Origin of the sequence: Streptomyces sp. HPF1205 (genome assembly GCF_020400825.1) — a bacterium.
GTDB lineage: Bacteria > Actinomycetota > Actinomycetes > Streptomycetales > Streptomycetaceae > Actinacidiphila.
On sequence record NZ_JAINVH010000037.1, the window covers coordinates 68,151 to 83,652 of the forward strand.

At 72.6% G+C, this 15,502-nt stretch carries 15 protein-coding genes and 1 pseudogene; 6 read left to right on the top strand and 10 right to left on the bottom strand.

The window, feature by feature from the left end:
* Positions 1–37: 37 nt before the first annotated feature.
* A pseudogene (locus tag K7G61_RS30365) lies at positions 38–919 on the bottom strand (sensor histidine kinase); the annotation flags it as partial.
* Positions 920–1,103: 184 nt separating this feature from the next.
* Positions 1,104–1,799 carry a response regulator transcription factor gene (locus tag K7G61_RS30370; protein ID WP_225850264.1) on the bottom strand — a complete coding sequence of 232 codons (696 nt, stop codon included), beginning with the start codon at positions 1,797–1,799 and terminating at the stop codon, positions 1,104–1,106.
* A gap of 207 nt (positions 1,800–2,006) precedes the next feature.
* Here K7G61_RS30370 and K7G61_RS30375 point away from each other — a divergent pair, with 207 nt between their 5' ends.
* Positions 2,007–3,131, top strand: coding sequence for a peptidoglycan bridge formation glycyltransferase FemA/FemB family protein (locus K7G61_RS30375; RefSeq protein WP_225850265.1), 1,125 nt, complete (start codon positions 2,007–2,009; stop codon positions 3,129–3,131).
* A gap of 2 nt (positions 3,132–3,133) precedes the next feature.
* Here the strand turns inward: K7G61_RS30375 and murF are convergent, their stop codons facing one another.
* Complete coding sequence (gene murF, locus K7G61_RS30380) at positions 3,134–4,477, bottom strand: UDP-N-acetylmuramoyl-tripeptide--D-alanyl-D-alanine ligase (protein ID WP_225850266.1); 1,344 nt, start codon at positions 4,475–4,477, stop codon at positions 3,134–3,136.
* A gap of 271 nt (positions 4,478–4,748) precedes the next feature.
* Here murF and K7G61_RS30385 point away from each other — a divergent pair, with 271 nt between their 5' ends.
* Genes K7G61_RS30385 through vanX form a run of 3 tightly spaced genes read left to right on the top strand, consistent with a single transcriptional unit; the run spans position 4,749 to position 7,427 of the window.
* Entirely contained in the window at positions 4,749–5,789 is a 1,041-nt protein-coding gene (locus K7G61_RS30385) for an NAD(P)-dependent oxidoreductase (RefSeq protein ID WP_308190744.1), read from the top strand.
* Positions 5,782–6,822: a D-alanine--(R)-lactate ligase gene (gene vanA, locus K7G61_RS30390; protein ID WP_225850267.1), complete on the top strand. Its 1,041-nt coding sequence runs from the start codon at positions 5,782–5,784 to the stop codon at positions 6,820–6,822. Before K7G61_RS30385 ends, vanA begins: the two co-directional genes overlap by 8 nt.
* On the top strand, positions 6,819–7,427 hold the full coding sequence (vanX, locus tag K7G61_RS30395) for a D-Ala-D-Ala dipeptidase VanX (RefSeq protein ID WP_225850268.1): 609 nt from the start codon (positions 6,819–6,821) through the stop codon (positions 7,425–7,427). Before vanA ends, vanX begins: the two co-directional genes overlap by 4 nt.
* 163 nt (positions 7,428–7,590) lie before the next feature.
* On the opposite strand, the gene K7G61_RS30400 is transcribed toward vanX, so the two are convergent.
* Positions 7,591–8,022 (bottom strand): ester cyclase, encoded by a 432-nt coding sequence (locus tag K7G61_RS30400; protein WP_225850269.1) that lies wholly within the window; start codon positions 8,020–8,022, stop codon positions 7,591–7,593.
* Positions 8,023–8,360: 338 nt separating this feature from the next.
* On the opposite strand from K7G61_RS30400, the gene K7G61_RS30405 reads away from it, so the two are divergent.
* Entirely contained in the window at positions 8,361–9,800 is a 1,440-nt protein-coding gene (locus K7G61_RS30405; protein ID WP_225850277.1) for a GH1 family beta-glucosidase, read from the top strand.
* A gap of 127 nt (positions 9,801–9,927) precedes the next feature.
* Here the strand turns inward: K7G61_RS30405 and K7G61_RS37095 are convergent, their stop codons facing one another.
* The 6 genes from K7G61_RS37095 to K7G61_RS30430 all read right to left on the bottom strand — a co-directional run bounded on the left by K7G61_RS37095 (position 9,928) and on the right by K7G61_RS30430 (position 14,858).
* Positions 9,928–11,037 carry a tetratricopeptide repeat protein gene (locus K7G61_RS37095; RefSeq protein ID WP_308190745.1) on the bottom strand — a complete coding sequence of 370 codons (1,110 nt, stop codon included), beginning with the start codon at positions 11,035–11,037 and terminating at the stop codon, positions 9,928–9,930.
* Positions 11,038–11,090: 53 nt separating this feature from the next.
* Positions 11,091–12,326: an NB-ARC domain-containing protein gene (locus K7G61_RS37100; protein ID WP_308190748.1), complete on the bottom strand. Its 1,236-nt coding sequence runs from the start codon at positions 12,324–12,326 to the stop codon at positions 11,091–11,093.
* A gap of 21 nt (positions 12,327–12,347) precedes the next feature.
* A complete protein-coding gene (locus K7G61_RS30415) occupies positions 12,348–12,971 on the bottom strand; it encodes a DUF6879 family protein (protein WP_225850270.1) in 624 nt (207 codons plus the stop codon).
* Positions 12,964–13,233 (bottom strand): hypothetical protein, encoded by a 270-nt coding sequence (locus K7G61_RS30420; protein WP_225850271.1) that lies wholly within the window; start codon positions 13,231–13,233, stop codon positions 12,964–12,966. The genes K7G61_RS30415 and K7G61_RS30420 overlap by 8 nt, the downstream gene beginning before the upstream one ends.
* Positions 13,234–13,402: 169 nt before the next feature.
* The gene (locus K7G61_RS30425) at positions 13,403–14,506 is read right to left on the bottom strand and encodes a hypothetical protein (RefSeq protein WP_225850272.1); all 1,104 of its coding nucleotides are present in this window, start codon (positions 14,504–14,506) and stop codon (positions 13,403–13,405) included.
* A complete protein-coding gene (locus K7G61_RS30430; RefSeq protein WP_225850273.1) occupies positions 14,493–14,858 on the bottom strand; it encodes a hypothetical protein in 366 nt (121 codons plus the stop codon). The genes K7G61_RS30425 and K7G61_RS30430 overlap by 14 nt, the downstream gene beginning before the upstream one ends.
* 272 nt (positions 14,859–15,130) lie before the next feature.
* On the opposite strand from K7G61_RS30430, the gene K7G61_RS30435 reads away from it, so the two are divergent.
* Positions 15,131–15,502 (top strand): helix-turn-helix transcriptional regulator (locus tag K7G61_RS30435; protein WP_225850274.1); only part of this gene is annotated, 372 nt, incomplete at its 3' end.

Below are 15,502 nucleotides of genomic sequence, written 5' to 3' on the forward strand. Positions count from 1 at the left end.
CCGCGGGCCGCCGGCACGGCCGGGGGCACGGCTGCGGCTACCGCTGCGGCTGTGCGGGCAGTTCCACCGTGACGCGGAGGCCGCCGGCGGGGCGCGCGGTGAGGGTGAGCGTTCCGCCGTGTGCCTGGGTGATGGTCCTGACGATCGCCAGGCCCAGGCCGACCCCCGCGTGGTCGGCGTGGATGCGCTCGCTCCCGCGCCGGAACGGTTCGGTGAGTGTCGAAACCCGCTCGGGCGGCAGCCTCTCACCGGTGTTCTCCACGGTGAGCACCGCGCTCCTGGGGCGGACGGTGGTCCGCACCCACACCGTGCCCCGCTCCGGCAGGTTGTGCACGATGGCGTTGTGCACGAGGTTCGCCGTCATCTGCAGCAGGAGCGGCTGCGACCCGTGCGCCGGGGCGATGTCGCCCGAGGTGTCGAGGGTGACGCCGCGTTTCTCGGCGAGCGGGAGCAGCGTCTCGGTGGCCTCGTCGGCGAGCAGGGACAGGTCGACGGGTTCCCGGGTGAAGGCCCCCTGCTCGGCGCGGCTGAGCACGAGGAGGGCCTCGGTGAGGTCGATCGCCCGGGTGTTGACCGCGCGCAGGCGGTCGACGAGTTCGCCGTTGTCGCGGTCCGGGTCGCCCCTGGCCACGTCGAGGAGGGCCTGCGAGATCGCGAGCGGGGTGCGCAGCTCGTGCGAGGCGTTGGCCGCGAACCTGCGCTGCTCGGCGTCGTGCGCCTCCAGCCGCGCGAGCATCGTGTCGAAGGCGTCGGCGAGTTCACGGAACTCGTCGCTGCGGCCCGGCAGCCGGATCCGGTGGGAGAGCGATCCGGTCGCGGCCGTGCGTGTGGCGTCCGTGATGCGGGTGAGGGGGGCGAGCATGCGGCCGGCCAGGAACCATCCGCCCACGAGGCCGAACACCAGGAGGAACGCCAGCGCCCGGACCGTGTCGGGGCCGAAGTCGCGCACGATGTCGGTACGGCTGCGCACGATCACGACCACGCCGATATGGGCGTTGTGCAGGAGCGCCTCCCACGTGGCGGCGAGCAGCACGACACCGGCGAGCATGAGGAAGCCGGCGTAGCTGAGGGTGAGCTTGAGCCGAACGCTCAGGCCGGGCGCCCTATCCACGGTCGTGTCCCTCGCTTCCGTCGTGCGGGCCCGCGGCTATGCGGTAGCCGACGCCCGGCACGGTGGCGATGACCCACGGTTCGCCGAGCCGCTTGCGCAGTGCGGAGACCGTGATGCGCACGGCGTTGGTGAACGGGTCGGCGTTCGCGTCCCACGCGCGTTCCAGGAGTTCCTCGGCGCCGACCACACCGCCCTCGGCGCCGACGAGGACTTCCAGCACGGCGAACTGCTTCCTGGTGAGCGCCACGTAGCGGCCGCCGCGGTAGACCTCACGCCGGAACGGGTCCAGCCGCAGGCCCGCGATCTCCCGCACGGGAGGCCGGTTGTGGGCGCGCCTGCGGTCCAGTGCCCTGAGCCGCAGCGTGAGTTCCTGGAGCTCGAAGGGCTTCGTGAGGTAGTCGTCGGCGCCCAGCTCGAAGCCGGTGACCTTGTCGTCGAGGCGGTCGGCCGCGGTGAGCATGAGGATCGGCGTCCCGCTGCCCGAGGCGACGATGTGCCGGGCGATCTCGTCCCCTGAGGGCCCGGGGACGTCGCGGTCGAGGACGGCGATGTCGTAGGCGTTGACGGCCAGCATCTCCAGCGCGGTGTCGCCGTCACCGGCGATGTCGGCCGCGATGGCCTCAAGACGCAGGCCGTCGCGGATGGCCTCCGCCATGTACGGCTCGTCCTCGACTATCAGCACACGCATGCCGTCGATGGTAGGAGTGGGCACATATCGTCGGCGTATCGTCCGTCCGCGCCTCGGTGCACGGCGGGCCCGGCGGGCGGCGTGCGGTCCCCCGTACCGCCGCGCCCGTACCGCCGCCCGTATCGCCCCCCGTAACCCGCGCCCGTATCGCCGGTGTATCGAAAACCGCATACGCCCCGGCAACACCGGCTCGCCTTGGCTGGGGGCGTGACCTACGAGAACGTGACCGTCGGGCCGATCAGCGCCGCCGACCACCTGGCCTTCGTGCGGGCGCAGCGGTCGGTCGGCTTCCTGCAGACCCCGGCGTGGGGCCGCGTCAAGACCGAGTGGCGCGGGGAGTCCCTGGGCTGGTTCGAGGGCCGGCGCCTGGTCGGCGCCGCGCTCGTCCTGCACCGCCCGGTACCGCGGCTCGGCCGCTTCACGCTGGCCTACCTGCCCGAGGGGCCGGTGATCGACTGGACCGGGGAGATCGGCGCGCTGCTCGACCCGCTCGCGGCCTACCTCAAGGCGCGCGGCGCGTTCGCGATCCGGCTCTGCCCGCCGGTGCGCACGGACACCTGGAGCGCCGCCCAGGTCAAGCAGGGCCTGGCCGACCCCGGCGTCAGGCGGCTCACCGACCTGCCCGAGCGGCGGACCGACCCGGCCGGCGCCCGCGTGACCGCCCTGCTCAAGGACGCCGGCTGGCTGCCGCGCAGCCCCGAGGACGGCTTCGGGCCCGGGCAGCCGCACTTCAAGTACGAGGTACCCCTCGCCGGCAGGACCGAGGACGACCTGCTCGCGGGAATGAACCAGCAGTGGCGCCGCAACATCAAGAAGGCGGCCGGGGAGGGCGTCGAGGTCACGGTCGGTGACGACATCGAGGCGTTCCACGACCTCTACGTCCACACCGCCGGGCGCGACCGCTTCACCCCCCGGCCGCTGCGCTACTTCACGACCATGTTCGAGGCGATGCGCGCCGAGGATCCCGAGCGGATCAGGCTCTACCTGGCCCGCCACCGCGGCGACCTGGTCGCCGCCGCAGTCCTGGTCCGCGTCGGCGCCCACGCGTGGTACGTGTACGGCGCCTCCTCCACCGACAAGCGCGAGGTCCGCGGCTCCAACGCCTGCCAGTGGGCGATGATCCGCGACTCGCTGGCGGCCGGCTGCGACGTCTACGACCTGCGCGGCATCACGCCCACCCTCGACGCCGGCGACCCGCACGTCGGGCTGATCCGGTTCAAGGTCGGCACCGGCGGCCAGGCGGTCAGATACGTCGGCGAGTGGGACCTGCCGCTGCGTCCGGTGGTCTACCGGGCCTTCGACATGTACATGAGGCGGCGGCGCGGGCGGTGAGCCTACGTGAGCGCGGCGGCGATCTCGTCAAGCCGGGCGCCACGGGAGGCCTTGACCAGCACCACGTCGCCGGGGGCGATCAGGCCGCGCAGCCAGTCGACGGCCGCGTCGTTCCCGGCCAGCCGTACCGCCCGCTCCCCCGCACCCTCGGCGATCGGCCGGGCCGCCTCGCCGACCGCGGCCACCACGTCGGCCCGGGAGGCGGCGTACGCCCCGACGGCCCGGTGCTCGGCCTCGCTGCCCTCGCCGAGCTCGCGCATCTCGCCCAGTACGGCGATACGGCGCCCGCCCTCGATCGCCGCCAGCGCGTCGAGGGCGGCGCGGGTGGAGTCGGGGTTGGCGTTGTAGGAGTCGTTCAGCAGCGTCGCGCCGCACGCGAGCGCGCGCACCTCCATGCGCCACTTCGACAGGGAGGCGGTGGCCAGTGCCGCGGCGGCGGCGTCGAGGGGCACGCCTGCCGCCAGCCCCGCGGCCGCCGCGGCCGAGGCGTTGAGCGCCTGGTGGGCGCCCACGACCGGCAGAACGACGGGGGCCGAGGCCGCCGCGGCGGCCAGCGTGAAGGAGGGCCGGCCGAACCGGTCCAGGGCCAGGTCGCGCACCGCCACGTCGGCGTGCCCCGCCCGGCCGAAGGTCAGCACCGGGCCGCCGGTGAGCGGGCGCATCGCGGCCACCCGGGGATCGTCGGTGTTGAGAACGGCGGCGCCGCCGGGTGCCAGCCCCCGTACCATTTCGCCCTTGGCCCTGGCGATGGCCGCGCGCGAGCCGAACTCGCCGATATGGGCTTTGCCGACGTTGAGGACGACGCCGATGTCGGGCGCGGCCAGGGCGGTGAGCGCGCGGATGTCGCCGACGTGGCGGGCCCCCATCTCCAGGACGAGGTACCTGGTGTCCGGGCCGGCCCGCAGCATGGTGAGCGGCACGCCGATCTCGTTGTTGAGCGAGCCGGCGGTGGCGACGGTCGGCGCGGCGCTCGACAGGACGGCCGCCAGCAGGTCCTTCGTGCCGGTCTTGCCCTGGGAGCCGGTGACGCCGACGACGGTCAGGCCGCCGCGCAGCCGGGCCACGACGTGGGCGGCCAGCGCCTGCAGCGCGGCCCGGGTGTCCTGGACGACGACGGTGGGCAGCGGAGTGGGCCGGGAGCCGAGCACGGCGACCGCGCCCGCCCGCCCGGCCTGGGCGGCGTAGTCGTGGCCGTCGGCGCGCTCGCCCGCGAAGGCGGCGAAGAGGCCGCCCGGCTCGGCGTTGCGGCCGTCGATCACGGCGGGCGCGGTCACCGTCACGGCGTCGTCGCCCTCGACCCTCCCGCCGGTGACGGCGGCGATGTCGCGGAGGCGGAGCGGGATCATGCCGGTGCCGCGGCGCGGCGGCCGATGAGTTCGCTGGTGTTCATGCCGCCATTCAAGGCGGGGTGCTGTTGCCGGTGCGTATGCGCTTTTCGATACGCCGGCGATATCCGTCCCAACCGGCGGCTCCGGGTGTCCGGGTGTGCCGCCGGGCGCCGGGTGCCCGGTGTCAAGTGCCCGGTGTCAAGTGCCCGGTGCCGGGCCCCTGATGTATCGCCGGTGTATCGGGAACGGCATACGCCCCTGAAACAGCGTGCCGCCTTCACTGTGGGGCATGAATCGATCGCCGACGCCTTCCCCCGTCCCGGCCGTCCCCGCGACCGGAATCACCGGAATCACCGGAATCACCGTTTACGGCTGCGGGCAGGACGAGGCCGTCCTGTTCCGGGACATGGCGCCGCGTTTCGGCATCGTGCCCACCCTCACAGAGGCGGCGGCGTCCGAGGCCACCGCCGTATTGGCGGCGGGAAACCGCTGCGTGAGCGTCGGCCACAAAACCGGCGTCACGGATTCCGTCCTGCGGGCGCTGCGGCGGGCGGGCGTCGAATACGTCTGCACGAGGAGCGTCGGATACAACCACATCGACGTGGAGTACGCCGGGAGCATCGGCATCACCGTGGAGAACATCGCCTATTCGCCCGACAGCGTCGCCGATTACACCCTGATGCTGATGCTGATGGCGGTGCGGCACGCGACGTCCATGATCCGCCGGACGGACGTGCACGACTACCGGCTGCACGAGGTGCGCGGCAGGGAACTGCGCGACCTGACCGTCGGGGTGGTCGGAACAGGGCGCATCGGCGCGGCGGTCATCGGCAGACTGCGGGGTTTCGGCTGCCGGATCCTGGCCCACGACAATCGCCCGGCGGCCGGCGCCGACGGCGCCGACTACGTTCCCCTCGACGAACTGCTGGAACGCAGTGACGTGGTGACGCTCCACACGCCGCTGACCGCGCGAACCCACCACCTCCTCGACGGCCGGCGTATCGGGCGGATGAAACCCGGCGCATTCCTCGTCAACACCGGACGCGGTCCGCTCGTCGACACCGAGGCCCTCGTCACGGCACTGGAAAACGGCCGGCTGGGCGGCGCGGCACTGGACGTCCTCGAAGGAGAAGAGGGCGTTTTCTACGCCGACCGCAGGAACGAGCCGATACACGGCACCGCGCTGCGGCGACTGCACCGGCTGCACCGGCTGCCGAACGTGCTGATCAGCCCGCACACCGCCTATTACACGGACCACGCGCTGCGCGACACCGTCGAGAACTGTCTCACCAATTGCCTGGAATTCGAAAGCAGGAAGCAGCATGAGTAAGCCGAAGATCGGCGTTCTGTTCGGGGGCCGCTCCGAGGAGCACCCCGTCTCCGTCAAGTCCGCCGTGGAAGTCGCGAGGAACCTCGACACGGACACGTACGAGCCGTACTGGATCGGGATCACGAGGAGCGGCGCCTGGAAACTCTGCGACGGCCCCGGCCCGGAGTGGGAGAAGGGGAACTGCCGTTCCGTGGTGCTGTCACCGGACAGCGGCGTCCACGGACTGCTCGTGCTGGAGCAGGGGCGGTACGGGACGATCCGGCTGGACGCCGTGCTGCCCGTCCTGCACGGCAGGCTCGGCGAGGACGGCGCGGTGCAGGGCCTGCTGGACCTGTCCGGCATCCCCTACGCGGGCTGCGACGTCCAGAGTTCCGCCCTGTGCATGGACAAGTCCCTCACCTACACCGTCGCCCGGAGCGCGGGAATCGCCACCCCGGACTTCCGGACGGTCGCGGCGGACGACAAGGTCGATCCCGGCGGGCTCACCTATCCCGTCTTCGTGAAGCCGGCCCGTTCCGGCTCGTCGTTCGGCGTCACCAAGGTGACCGGGCCGGACGAGTTGCGCGGCGCGGTGGAAGCAGCGCGCCGGTACGACACGAAGGTGCTGGTGGAGGCGGCCGTCGCCGGCAGCGAGGTCGGGTGCGCCGTCCTCGGGAACGGCCCGGATCCGGTCGTGGGCGAGGTCGACCGCATCGCCCTGTCCCACGGCTTCTTCCGGATCCACCAGGAGAGCGCGCCCGAGAGCGGTTCGGAGAACTCCACCCCGATCGTCCCGGCCGACATCCCGGCGCACACGCGGGCGCTCGTCCAGGAGACGGCGAAGGCCGTGTACCGCGCCCTGGGGTGCGGCGGACTGGCCAGGGTGGACATGTTCCTCACGGACGAGGGGGACGTCGTCCTCAACGAGGTCAACACGCTGCCCGGCCTGACCTCGTACAGCCGCTACCCGCGGATGATGGCGGCCGCCGGGCTGCCGCTCTCCGGCGTGCTCGACCGGCTGCTGACGCTGGCGCTGGGCGGGGACGCGCGGTGAACGGCGACTTCGCCTTCGTGGACGAACTGGTCCCCGGCATACGCTGGGACGCCAAGTACGCCACGTGGGACAACTTCACCGGCAAGCCCGTGGACGGCTACCTGGTCAACCGCGTCGCCGGTACGAGGGCGCTGTGCGCGGCCCTGGCGGAGGCGCGGGAGCGGGCCGCGCGCTTGGGTTTCGGCCTGCTCCTGTGGGACGGCTACCGTCCGCAGCGCGCCGTCGACTGCTTCCTGCGCTGGTCGCGGCAGCCGGAGGACGGCCGGACCAAACGACGGCACTACCCGAACATCGACAGGGCCGAGATGTTCCGGCGGGGATACGTGGCCGCGAGGTCCGGGCACAGCCGCGGCGGCACCGTCGACCTGACGCTCTACCGCCTGGCCACCGGCGAGCTCGCCCCCATGGGCGGCGACCACGATCTGATGGATCCGGTCTCCCATCACGGAGCGGAAGGGATCACGCACGAGGAGACGGCGAACCGCCGGCACCTGCGCTCCGTCATGGAGGCCGCCGGCTTCACCTCGTACGAGTGCGAGTGGTGGCACTACTCACTCGTCGACGAGCCGTACCCGGACACCTACTTCGACTTTCCCGTCTCGTAGGGCGGGAAGGCCGGGCGGGGGACGGCCTCGGGGACGGCCTCAGGGACAACCGGGGGCGCGGGTACGTGAGGGCGCGGGCGCGGGCGGGCGCGGATAGGGACGCGGACGGGGACGCGGCCGCGGGACCGCGCCACGGCGGGCCCGCGCTCGCGGCCTGTGCTGGTCAGCCCCGCATCTTCTCGGTCAGACCGAGCTGGCTCATGATGGCACCGGTGTCCAGATAGGCCCGGCCCTCCTGGATCTTGCCGTTCTTCACCTCGTAGATGTCGCAGGCGTGCACCGTGACGTTGCGCCCCGTGGCGGGCACGGTGCCCGCGTGCAGGACCAGGTCCCCGGTCTGCGTCCCGCGGCCGGTGTACTCGACGACAATCGTGTCCCCCTGGGACGTCAGGCGGTCCAGGGTGAACTGCCCGTCGGGCATCGCGTCGAACATGGCCTTCGCGAGCTTGGTGAAGCCCTCGGGACCCTGCAGTTTCCTTCCGCTGCCCTCCTCGACGAGGGTGCAGTCCGGAGCGACGGAACCGGCGATGGAGTCGTAGTCCCGGTTGTTCCACGCCCGGAAGAGATCACGGACGAATGTCTCGTTGTCAGCCATGGGAGCCTCCACTCGGATCCCGTTTCTTCGCTTTTCGTGGCTTTTCTTCCTCTTCTTCCATGCTGACTCGCCGCGTCCGGGCGTGCATCCCCTGCCGCACCCGCCCCGGCCCTCAGGATCCGGCCGCCCGGCTCCGGCCTCGGGTCCGGTTGCCGGGTGGGGCGGGGCGTAGTGTTCCCGTGAGGCGGGGAGGACCCGGCACGGGTCAGGGGAACCCCGGCGTCGTCCCGCTCGGCGGAGCGTCCGGCGAAGACGGTGGGCGCACGCGGTCCCGTACAACCGACGACGCGATTGATCGGAGCCCTTCCGTGCACCACAACGACGACCGGCCCGAAGCCGTGCCCGCCGCCGCCACGACGGCGGCGCCCGGTCCCGCGACCGGCCCCGCATACGACGGTCCCCGGTTCCCCGCCGGGTTCCGCTTCGGCACCGCCACGGCCGCCTACCAGATCGAGGGCGCCCACGACGAGGGCGGCCGCGGACCCTCGATCTGGGACACCTTCAGCCACACCCCGGGCAGGACGCTGGGCGGTGCCACGGGTGACACCGCGTGCGACCACTACCACCGCTACCCGGAGGACATCGCGCTGCTGCGCGACCTGGGCGTCGACAGCTACCGCTTCTCGTTCTCCTGGTCGCGGCTGCTGCCCCAGGGCACGGGTCCGGTCAATCCCGAGGGCCTGGACTTCTACGACCGGCTCCTCGACGAGTTGCTGGCCGCCGGCATCGCGCCCGCCGTGACCTTGTACCACTGGGACCTCCCGCAGGCGCTGGAGGACCGGGGCGGCTGGCGGGTGCGCTCCACCGCCGAGGCGTTCGCCGACTACGCGGCTCTGGCCGCCGAGCGCTTCGGGGACCGCGTCGAGCGCTGGATCACCCTCAACGAGCCGTACTGCAGCGCCTTCGTCGGCTACGCGGAGGGGCGCCACGCCCCCGGCGCGCGCGAAGGGCGCGGGGCGCTCGCCGCCGCGCACCACCTGCTCGTCGGCCACGGCCTGGCGGTGCGGGCACTGCGGGCCGCGGGCAGCCGGGAGGTCGGGATCACCCTCAACCTGGACCGCATCCACGCCGCTTCCCCGAGCGCGGAGGACCAGGCCGCGCTGCTGCGCGCCGAGACGCTCCACAACGACGTCTGGACCGAGCCGCTGCTGTCCGGCCGCTACCCGGCGCACGAGCACGAGACCTGGTCGGGCCAGGCCGACGGCCCCTGGCGGCGGCCGGGCGACCTGGAACTGATCTCCGAGCCGCTGGACTTCGTCGGGATCAACTTCTACCGGCCGATCACCGTGAAGGCAGCCCCGCACCGCGCCGCCGACCCGGAGCAGCGGACCGCGGTGGACATCGGCGTCACGGAGATCGACCCGTACGGCACCCGGCACACCACCATGGGCTGGCCCGTGGTGCCCGCGGCCTTCACCGAGCTCCTGGTCGGCCTGCACACCCGTTACCCGGACCTGCCCCCGGTCTGGATCACCGAGAACGGTTCCGCGGAGGCCGACGAGGTCGCCGCCGACGGCCGCGTGCACGACCAGGAGCGCGTCTCCTACCTGGACGCGCACATGCGCGCGGTCACCGACGCGCTCGCGCGGGGCGTGGACGTCCGGGGCTACTTCGTCTGGTCGCTGCTGGACAACTTCGAGTGGGCCCGCGGCTACGACCAGCGCTTCGGCATAGTCCGCGTCGACTACGACACCCTGACCCGCACCCCCAAGGACAGCTACCGCTGGTTCCGGAACCTGATCGCCGCGCACCGCGCGGCCCCGGACACGACCTCCTGACCCCGGTTCCCCGGCCCGGCGCGCACCGGGCCGGGCCGGGAAACCGGGGCCCGGACGCCGCCTACGGAGGAACCCGGGGGCCGGGGGGACACGGACCCCGCCGGGCATGGCGCGTGATCCGGCGCGCTCACCCCCGCCCGGCAGGCCGCGCCTCGATGCGGGAGCGGAGGGCCTCGGCCCTGGGGTCGGTGTACCGGGCCAGATACGTCAGGGCCTCGGCCCGGTGGACGCGGGCCGCCTCGGGGTCCGTGCCCTGTACGCAGGCCGCCAGGTGGTCCAGCTCCACCGCGAGCTGCCAGGCGTCCCCGAGCTCGCGGTGCGCGGCGACGGCCTGCCGGTGGAAAGCGGCAGCGTCCTGCGCACGGCCCGTGGCGGCGTACGTCAGCCCCGTGCCGCGCCACGCCAGCGCCTCACGGCTGCGGTCCCCCAAGCGCCGGTGCAGCATCGCGGAACGCTGGTACGAGGCCAGGGCATCGCCGTACTCCCCGGAGTCCCTCTGGACGTCGCCGAGGGTGAGCAGCCAGAAGCCCTCCAAGGTGCGGTTCCGCAGCGCGAGGGCGATGTCGAGGGCTTCGTCGACCGCGTGCCGCGCCGCTGCGAATCGGCCTTGCTCACGGCCGGCTTCGGCGATGATGTACAGCGCGTTGCCCACACTCGCCTGGTTGTCCAGGGCGCGGTGGGCGGCGAGCGCCTGCCGGGCGGCCGTCTCGGCCTCGGCCGGCCTGCCGGCGTCGAGGCGGGTGCTCGCCACGTTGGACAGGCCCATGGCCACCCGGCGCGGTTCTCCCAGGTCCCGGAAGAGGGCCGCCGCCCGCTCGAAGCGATCGCCGGCCTCGTCGAAGCGCCGGCTCTCGAGGTCGACGAGGCCCATCAGGTTGAGTGAGCGTGCCTCTTCGAACGCATCGGCTGTCGCGCGGGCGAGCTCAAGAGCCTGCCGGTGCCATTCCAGGGCCTCGTCCAGGCGGCGGCGTTGCCGGCAGGCCATGCCGAGGTTGCTGAGCAGCCGGATCCGGGCAGCGGGTTCGTGTGCCCGTTCGGCGGCCGCCAGGCCGGCCCGTCCGGTATCCGTCCAGTCGGTGACGGGCGTTGAGGGGGAACGGATGTGCCACAGCACCTCGGCCAGTTGCCAGGCCGGTGTGTCGAACCGCGCGGAGGCCGCGACCGGCACCAGCCGGAGGAGTGTCGTGTGTTCCCGCTCAGACCAGTCGACCGCCGCGTCGTAGTCGGCGAAGGCCATGGGCGGAACGGATGTCGCGGACGGTGCCAGGTGAAGGCGGGCCTCCGCGGGCTTCATCCGCCCCTGAGCCGCGTCGCGGTGTGCAGGTACCACTCCAGAAGCCTGTGCAGGGCGTCCTGCCGCTGCTGTACGCCTTCTTCGGCATGTGCCTGCTGGGTGGCGTAGGCGCGGAGCAGGTCGTGGAACTGGAAGCGGTCGGGGGCGGTCTGTTCCAGCAGGTGGGCGCCGACGAGGTCGTCCAGCAACTGTCTGGTCCTGCCGAGGGTGAGATCGGCGAGAGCGGCGGCCGCGTGCAGGCCGAACTCGGGGGCCGGGTGGAGGCCGAGCAGCCTGAAGAGCCTGGCCGCGGGGCCGGCCAGGGCCCGGTAGGACCAGGTGAGGACCGTACGGACGGCCTCCGCGTCCTCGTCGCTGCCGGTGCTCAGCGCATCCCACAGCACCGACTCGTCGCGCAGCTCGGCAATGAGGTCGTCCAGACTCAGGTGCGGGTGACTGGCGGCACGCTCCGCCGCTATGCGCAAGGCGAGCGGAAGGCGGGCGCACAGCCCCGCGAGCTGGGCAAGACTCTCCTCGTCGTCCTCGGGCCGGTACTCCCGGGTGACCGCACGCAGTAAAGCGACCGCCTCCGGCTCGGGCAGCGTGCCGAGGGTGAGCCGGCGAGCGCCGTCGCGTACCGCGAGGCCGGCCAGGCGGTTCCGGCTCGTGACCACGACGAGGCTGCCCCCGCTGCCGGGCAGCAGTGGGCGCACCTGCCCGGCTGTGGCGGCGTTGTCGAGCACGATGAGCATCCGGCGGTCGGCGAGGATCGAGCGGTAGAGGGCCGCCGCGTCGTCCATGTCCTGCGGCACCTCGCCCGGGGCCACACCCAGCGCACGCAGGAAGCGACGCAACGCCTGCTCGGCCGTGACGGGCTCCCCCGGGTCGTAGCCCCGGAGATTCACGAAGAGCTGCCCGTCGGGGAAGCGGTCCTTGACCTGGTGCGCCCAGTGCAGGATCAGCGACGTCTTCCCCGCGCCCGCCGTCCCCGCCACCACGTGGACGGACACCACGACCTGCCCGCCCTCCCGCCCGGCCAGGACGGCGTTGAGCCGGCCCAGCTCCTCCGTACGGTTGACGAAGGCATGCACATCGGCGGGAAGCTGCCGCGGCCTGGGGTCGCTCCCGCCCCGCGGTGCCGCCTGGTGGAAGTGGATGTCGCCCGAGACGTTCCCGGCCTGCACGACGTCGCGCGACGTCCCGGACACATCGTTCCGGGAATCCCGAGGGGCGCTGCGGTCGTCCGCGGGCATACCGATGCTCCACTCCGCCGCTCAGGCCGCTGGGGGCGGGGGCAGAGGGGCCACCGCCCGCTCGAAGTACGTCCCGATGTCCTCCGCCGTCGCGTACACCTTGCGCACGTACGCCGCCCATGGGCCCACGATCTCCGGATCGGTGAAGCGCCGTGTGCTCTCGTAGGCTCCTGCTGCGGTGTAGAGGATCTCGTACAGGGTCCGGTCGTCCAGGACGACGATCTCCGGCAGCAGCCGGTCGGCCTCGGCGGCAGCGACATCCTTCGCGGGCAGCACGCGGGTGGGGTGACCGGCCTGCGCGCGCATGTGCAGCCAGTGCAACTCCCACTGCACATAGGGGGTGAGCGGCTCCTCCACCACGCGAAGGCGGTGGAACGGGGAGCCGTGCCGCCTGTCGTCCTCGGCGGCCTTGCGCGCGTCCTCACGCCCGGCCTCGATCAGCCGCAGCGCCTGCTGCCAATCGCCCCGGCGCAGGGCGTCCCGCCTGGGACTACCCTCCTCCTCGAAGTGCTGCAGGCGCTCCAGCTTCCAGGAGTCGCCGTCGCGGATGGCCTTGCGGCGGGCCCGGAAGTCGGCGACATAGGCGTCGTCGTCCAACGGCTCGCCCAGGTGGGCAGGGAGTGGGGGGATCCGGAGATCAAGCATCGGGGATGTCCGCCTTGGCCGCGCTGAGCATGTTGCCGGGGATCACGACCAGGCGCTCGTCGGAGCCGAGAGACACGCCGCGCGGCAGGCGCGAGCCGTAGTGGGCGGTGAGGTCGCTGCCGATGATCGCGATGTCGCCGTTGTCGAGCTGCCAGATGTCCGGGCACTTCTCCTCGTTCTCCGAGTTGCCCAGTTCCGCCGCCGACTTCCCCAGCCGCTTGACGAATAACGCCGAAGGATCGGCTTCCCACGCACCGGCCACGATGTGCCACCTCCCGGCATCCCTTGATGTGACGGTCTGTCATTACGCACGATACTGTGCGCGCTCAAGCCCTGTGCACTACGGATTCGCGCCGCCTGTGGGGAACCGTCACTCCCTCGGGGGCACGCCGGCGCGCGGTCCGGCGGTTCAGGTGCGGCTCAGGTGCGGTTCAGTTGCAGTCGGCGGCCGTGGCGCAGTCCGCCCAGCGTTTGCGGCCGGTGGTGTCGAGTCCGTACTGGATGTGCTGTGCCGGATGGAGCGGGGCGGCCTCGATGGTGAACGGTTCGCCCCCGTCGTCGACCAGCTGGGTGGACTGGCTCGATGCCGTGGCGAAGCCGACCCTGAATCGCCACGAGCAGGACTTGCCGGGCGCACCGGTCGCCTGGACGTCGAGGGCGCCTGGGGTGATGCCGGCACCGAGATCGATCTGGTGACCGCTGAAATAGGGGCCGGTCGGTTCGCCCGCGCTGTTCACCTCGGCGAGCGGTACGTCCGGCTTGAGCAGGGAGAAGGCGACGGTCGGAACCGCGTCGTCGCCCTCGCTGGCGAAGTCGACCACCGTCACCGCGGTGCTCTGCGTGCAGGCGATGTGCACCGGCCGCATGCTCTGGATGCTCAGGCTCGTGCTGCGATCGCTCAGGAACAGCATCTTGAAGGTCATCCGCGGCCCGGTCGCCCAGTTGTCCGACGCGATCCGCGCCCCGAGGGGGCGCAGATAGTCCCACACCGCCTGCCCGTCAAGACCGTCCAGTCGCTCCAGGCCGGCGAGTTGGCTCGGCGTGAGCGGGTGATCAAGGACGAACGCCCATTGCGAGCCGGCCGCGATCGGATCGAGCGCACTGCCGGGGAACGACGACCGGGCGACGAACGGCGGTCCCGCACTGGCTGCCGGCGTCGTCGTCACACGGCCCGCCGGTGTCGTCGCGCCGCCCGCGGGCGCGGTCGAACTGTCCGCGCTGTTCGGGCCGTCCGGGCTGTACGCGGATGCCGGCGCGGTGGGCCGGGTCCGGGCGGTGTCCGCGGTGTCCGCGGTGTGCCGGCCGCCCTCCCACCGCAGCACCTGGAAACCGACCGCGCCCAGGACGAGTACGCCGGCGAAGAACAGCGCCAGCCCTTTCCGGCCGACGCCCCGGCCCGGGCCGCTGTTCGGGCCCAGGTAGTTGTTGATCTCCGTGGTGCGCACGTCCCGGCCGGCCATGATGTTCCGGCCCTGCGACCTGACGTTCGCCCGCTGGGACACCTGCCGTCGCGGCGGCTTCTCACTCCCACTCATGGCCGGGCCGCCCATCGGGCTGCTCGCCGTGGCGACGGATGCGCACGTCCCGGCCGGCCATGATGTTCGTGCCGCCGCGGCCCGCTCTCGCCCGCTGGCTGACGCTTCTGCCCCCGGCCGGTGGGGGGTTCACCGTGGCGCCGCCGCCCGACTCCACCGCGTCCTCGCGCCCGGCCCACCAGGCCAGCGCACCACCGACTCCGGTGCCGACGAACGTGGCGACCGTGAGCGCGACCAGCCACCGGTCGCTCTCGGCGTCAGGCGTCCACGGGAAGCGGACACCCATCAGCAGTGCGACGCAGCCCACGAACACCAGCAGTGACACGAGTACCGCGGTTGCCCAGCGGCCCATCCGGTCCATAGATCCCCCGATCCCGCGCGACCGACCCGCAAGCAGGATAGGCCGGTACCAGCGGCCTTCGAATGATGTCCCGTCAAGTCACGGCGGTAAGCGCGGACCGCCGAGGCCGGGGCGAGCGGGCCACGGGCCGCTCGCCCCGGCCAACTTCGCGTACGCGGCGCGCGCGTACGCGAACGGGTGATCGACGGTACGCGTAACCCCCCGGCCACGTCGCGGCGTTGTACAGGGCGAACGCGGGGCGGATGTGCGGAGGTGGGCGGGACATGGCCGAGGCGTACGAGGAGGCTCCCGGGGAGAGGGGCCCCGGGGAGACGGCGAGGGGAGCGGCCGGCGCGGCCGCCCCCGGCTGGCCGAAGGGGGCCGGCGAACCCGAGACATCGGACAGCCTCAGGACGTTCGGGGCGTTCGTCCAGGCCCTGCGGGAGTTCCACGGCATGAGCCGCGAGGAACTCGGCGAAAAGGTCCTGCTCTCCCGCCACACGATCGCGTCCATCGAACTCGGCCGCCGCATGCCGGACCAGGGCTTCGCAGTACGGGCGGACGAGGCCCTGGGCGGCACGGGCGCCTCGCGCAAGGCGGTCGCGCATCTGGCCCGGCAACCGGGACTGGCGGCGTGGTTCCGGCAGTGGGCGCGT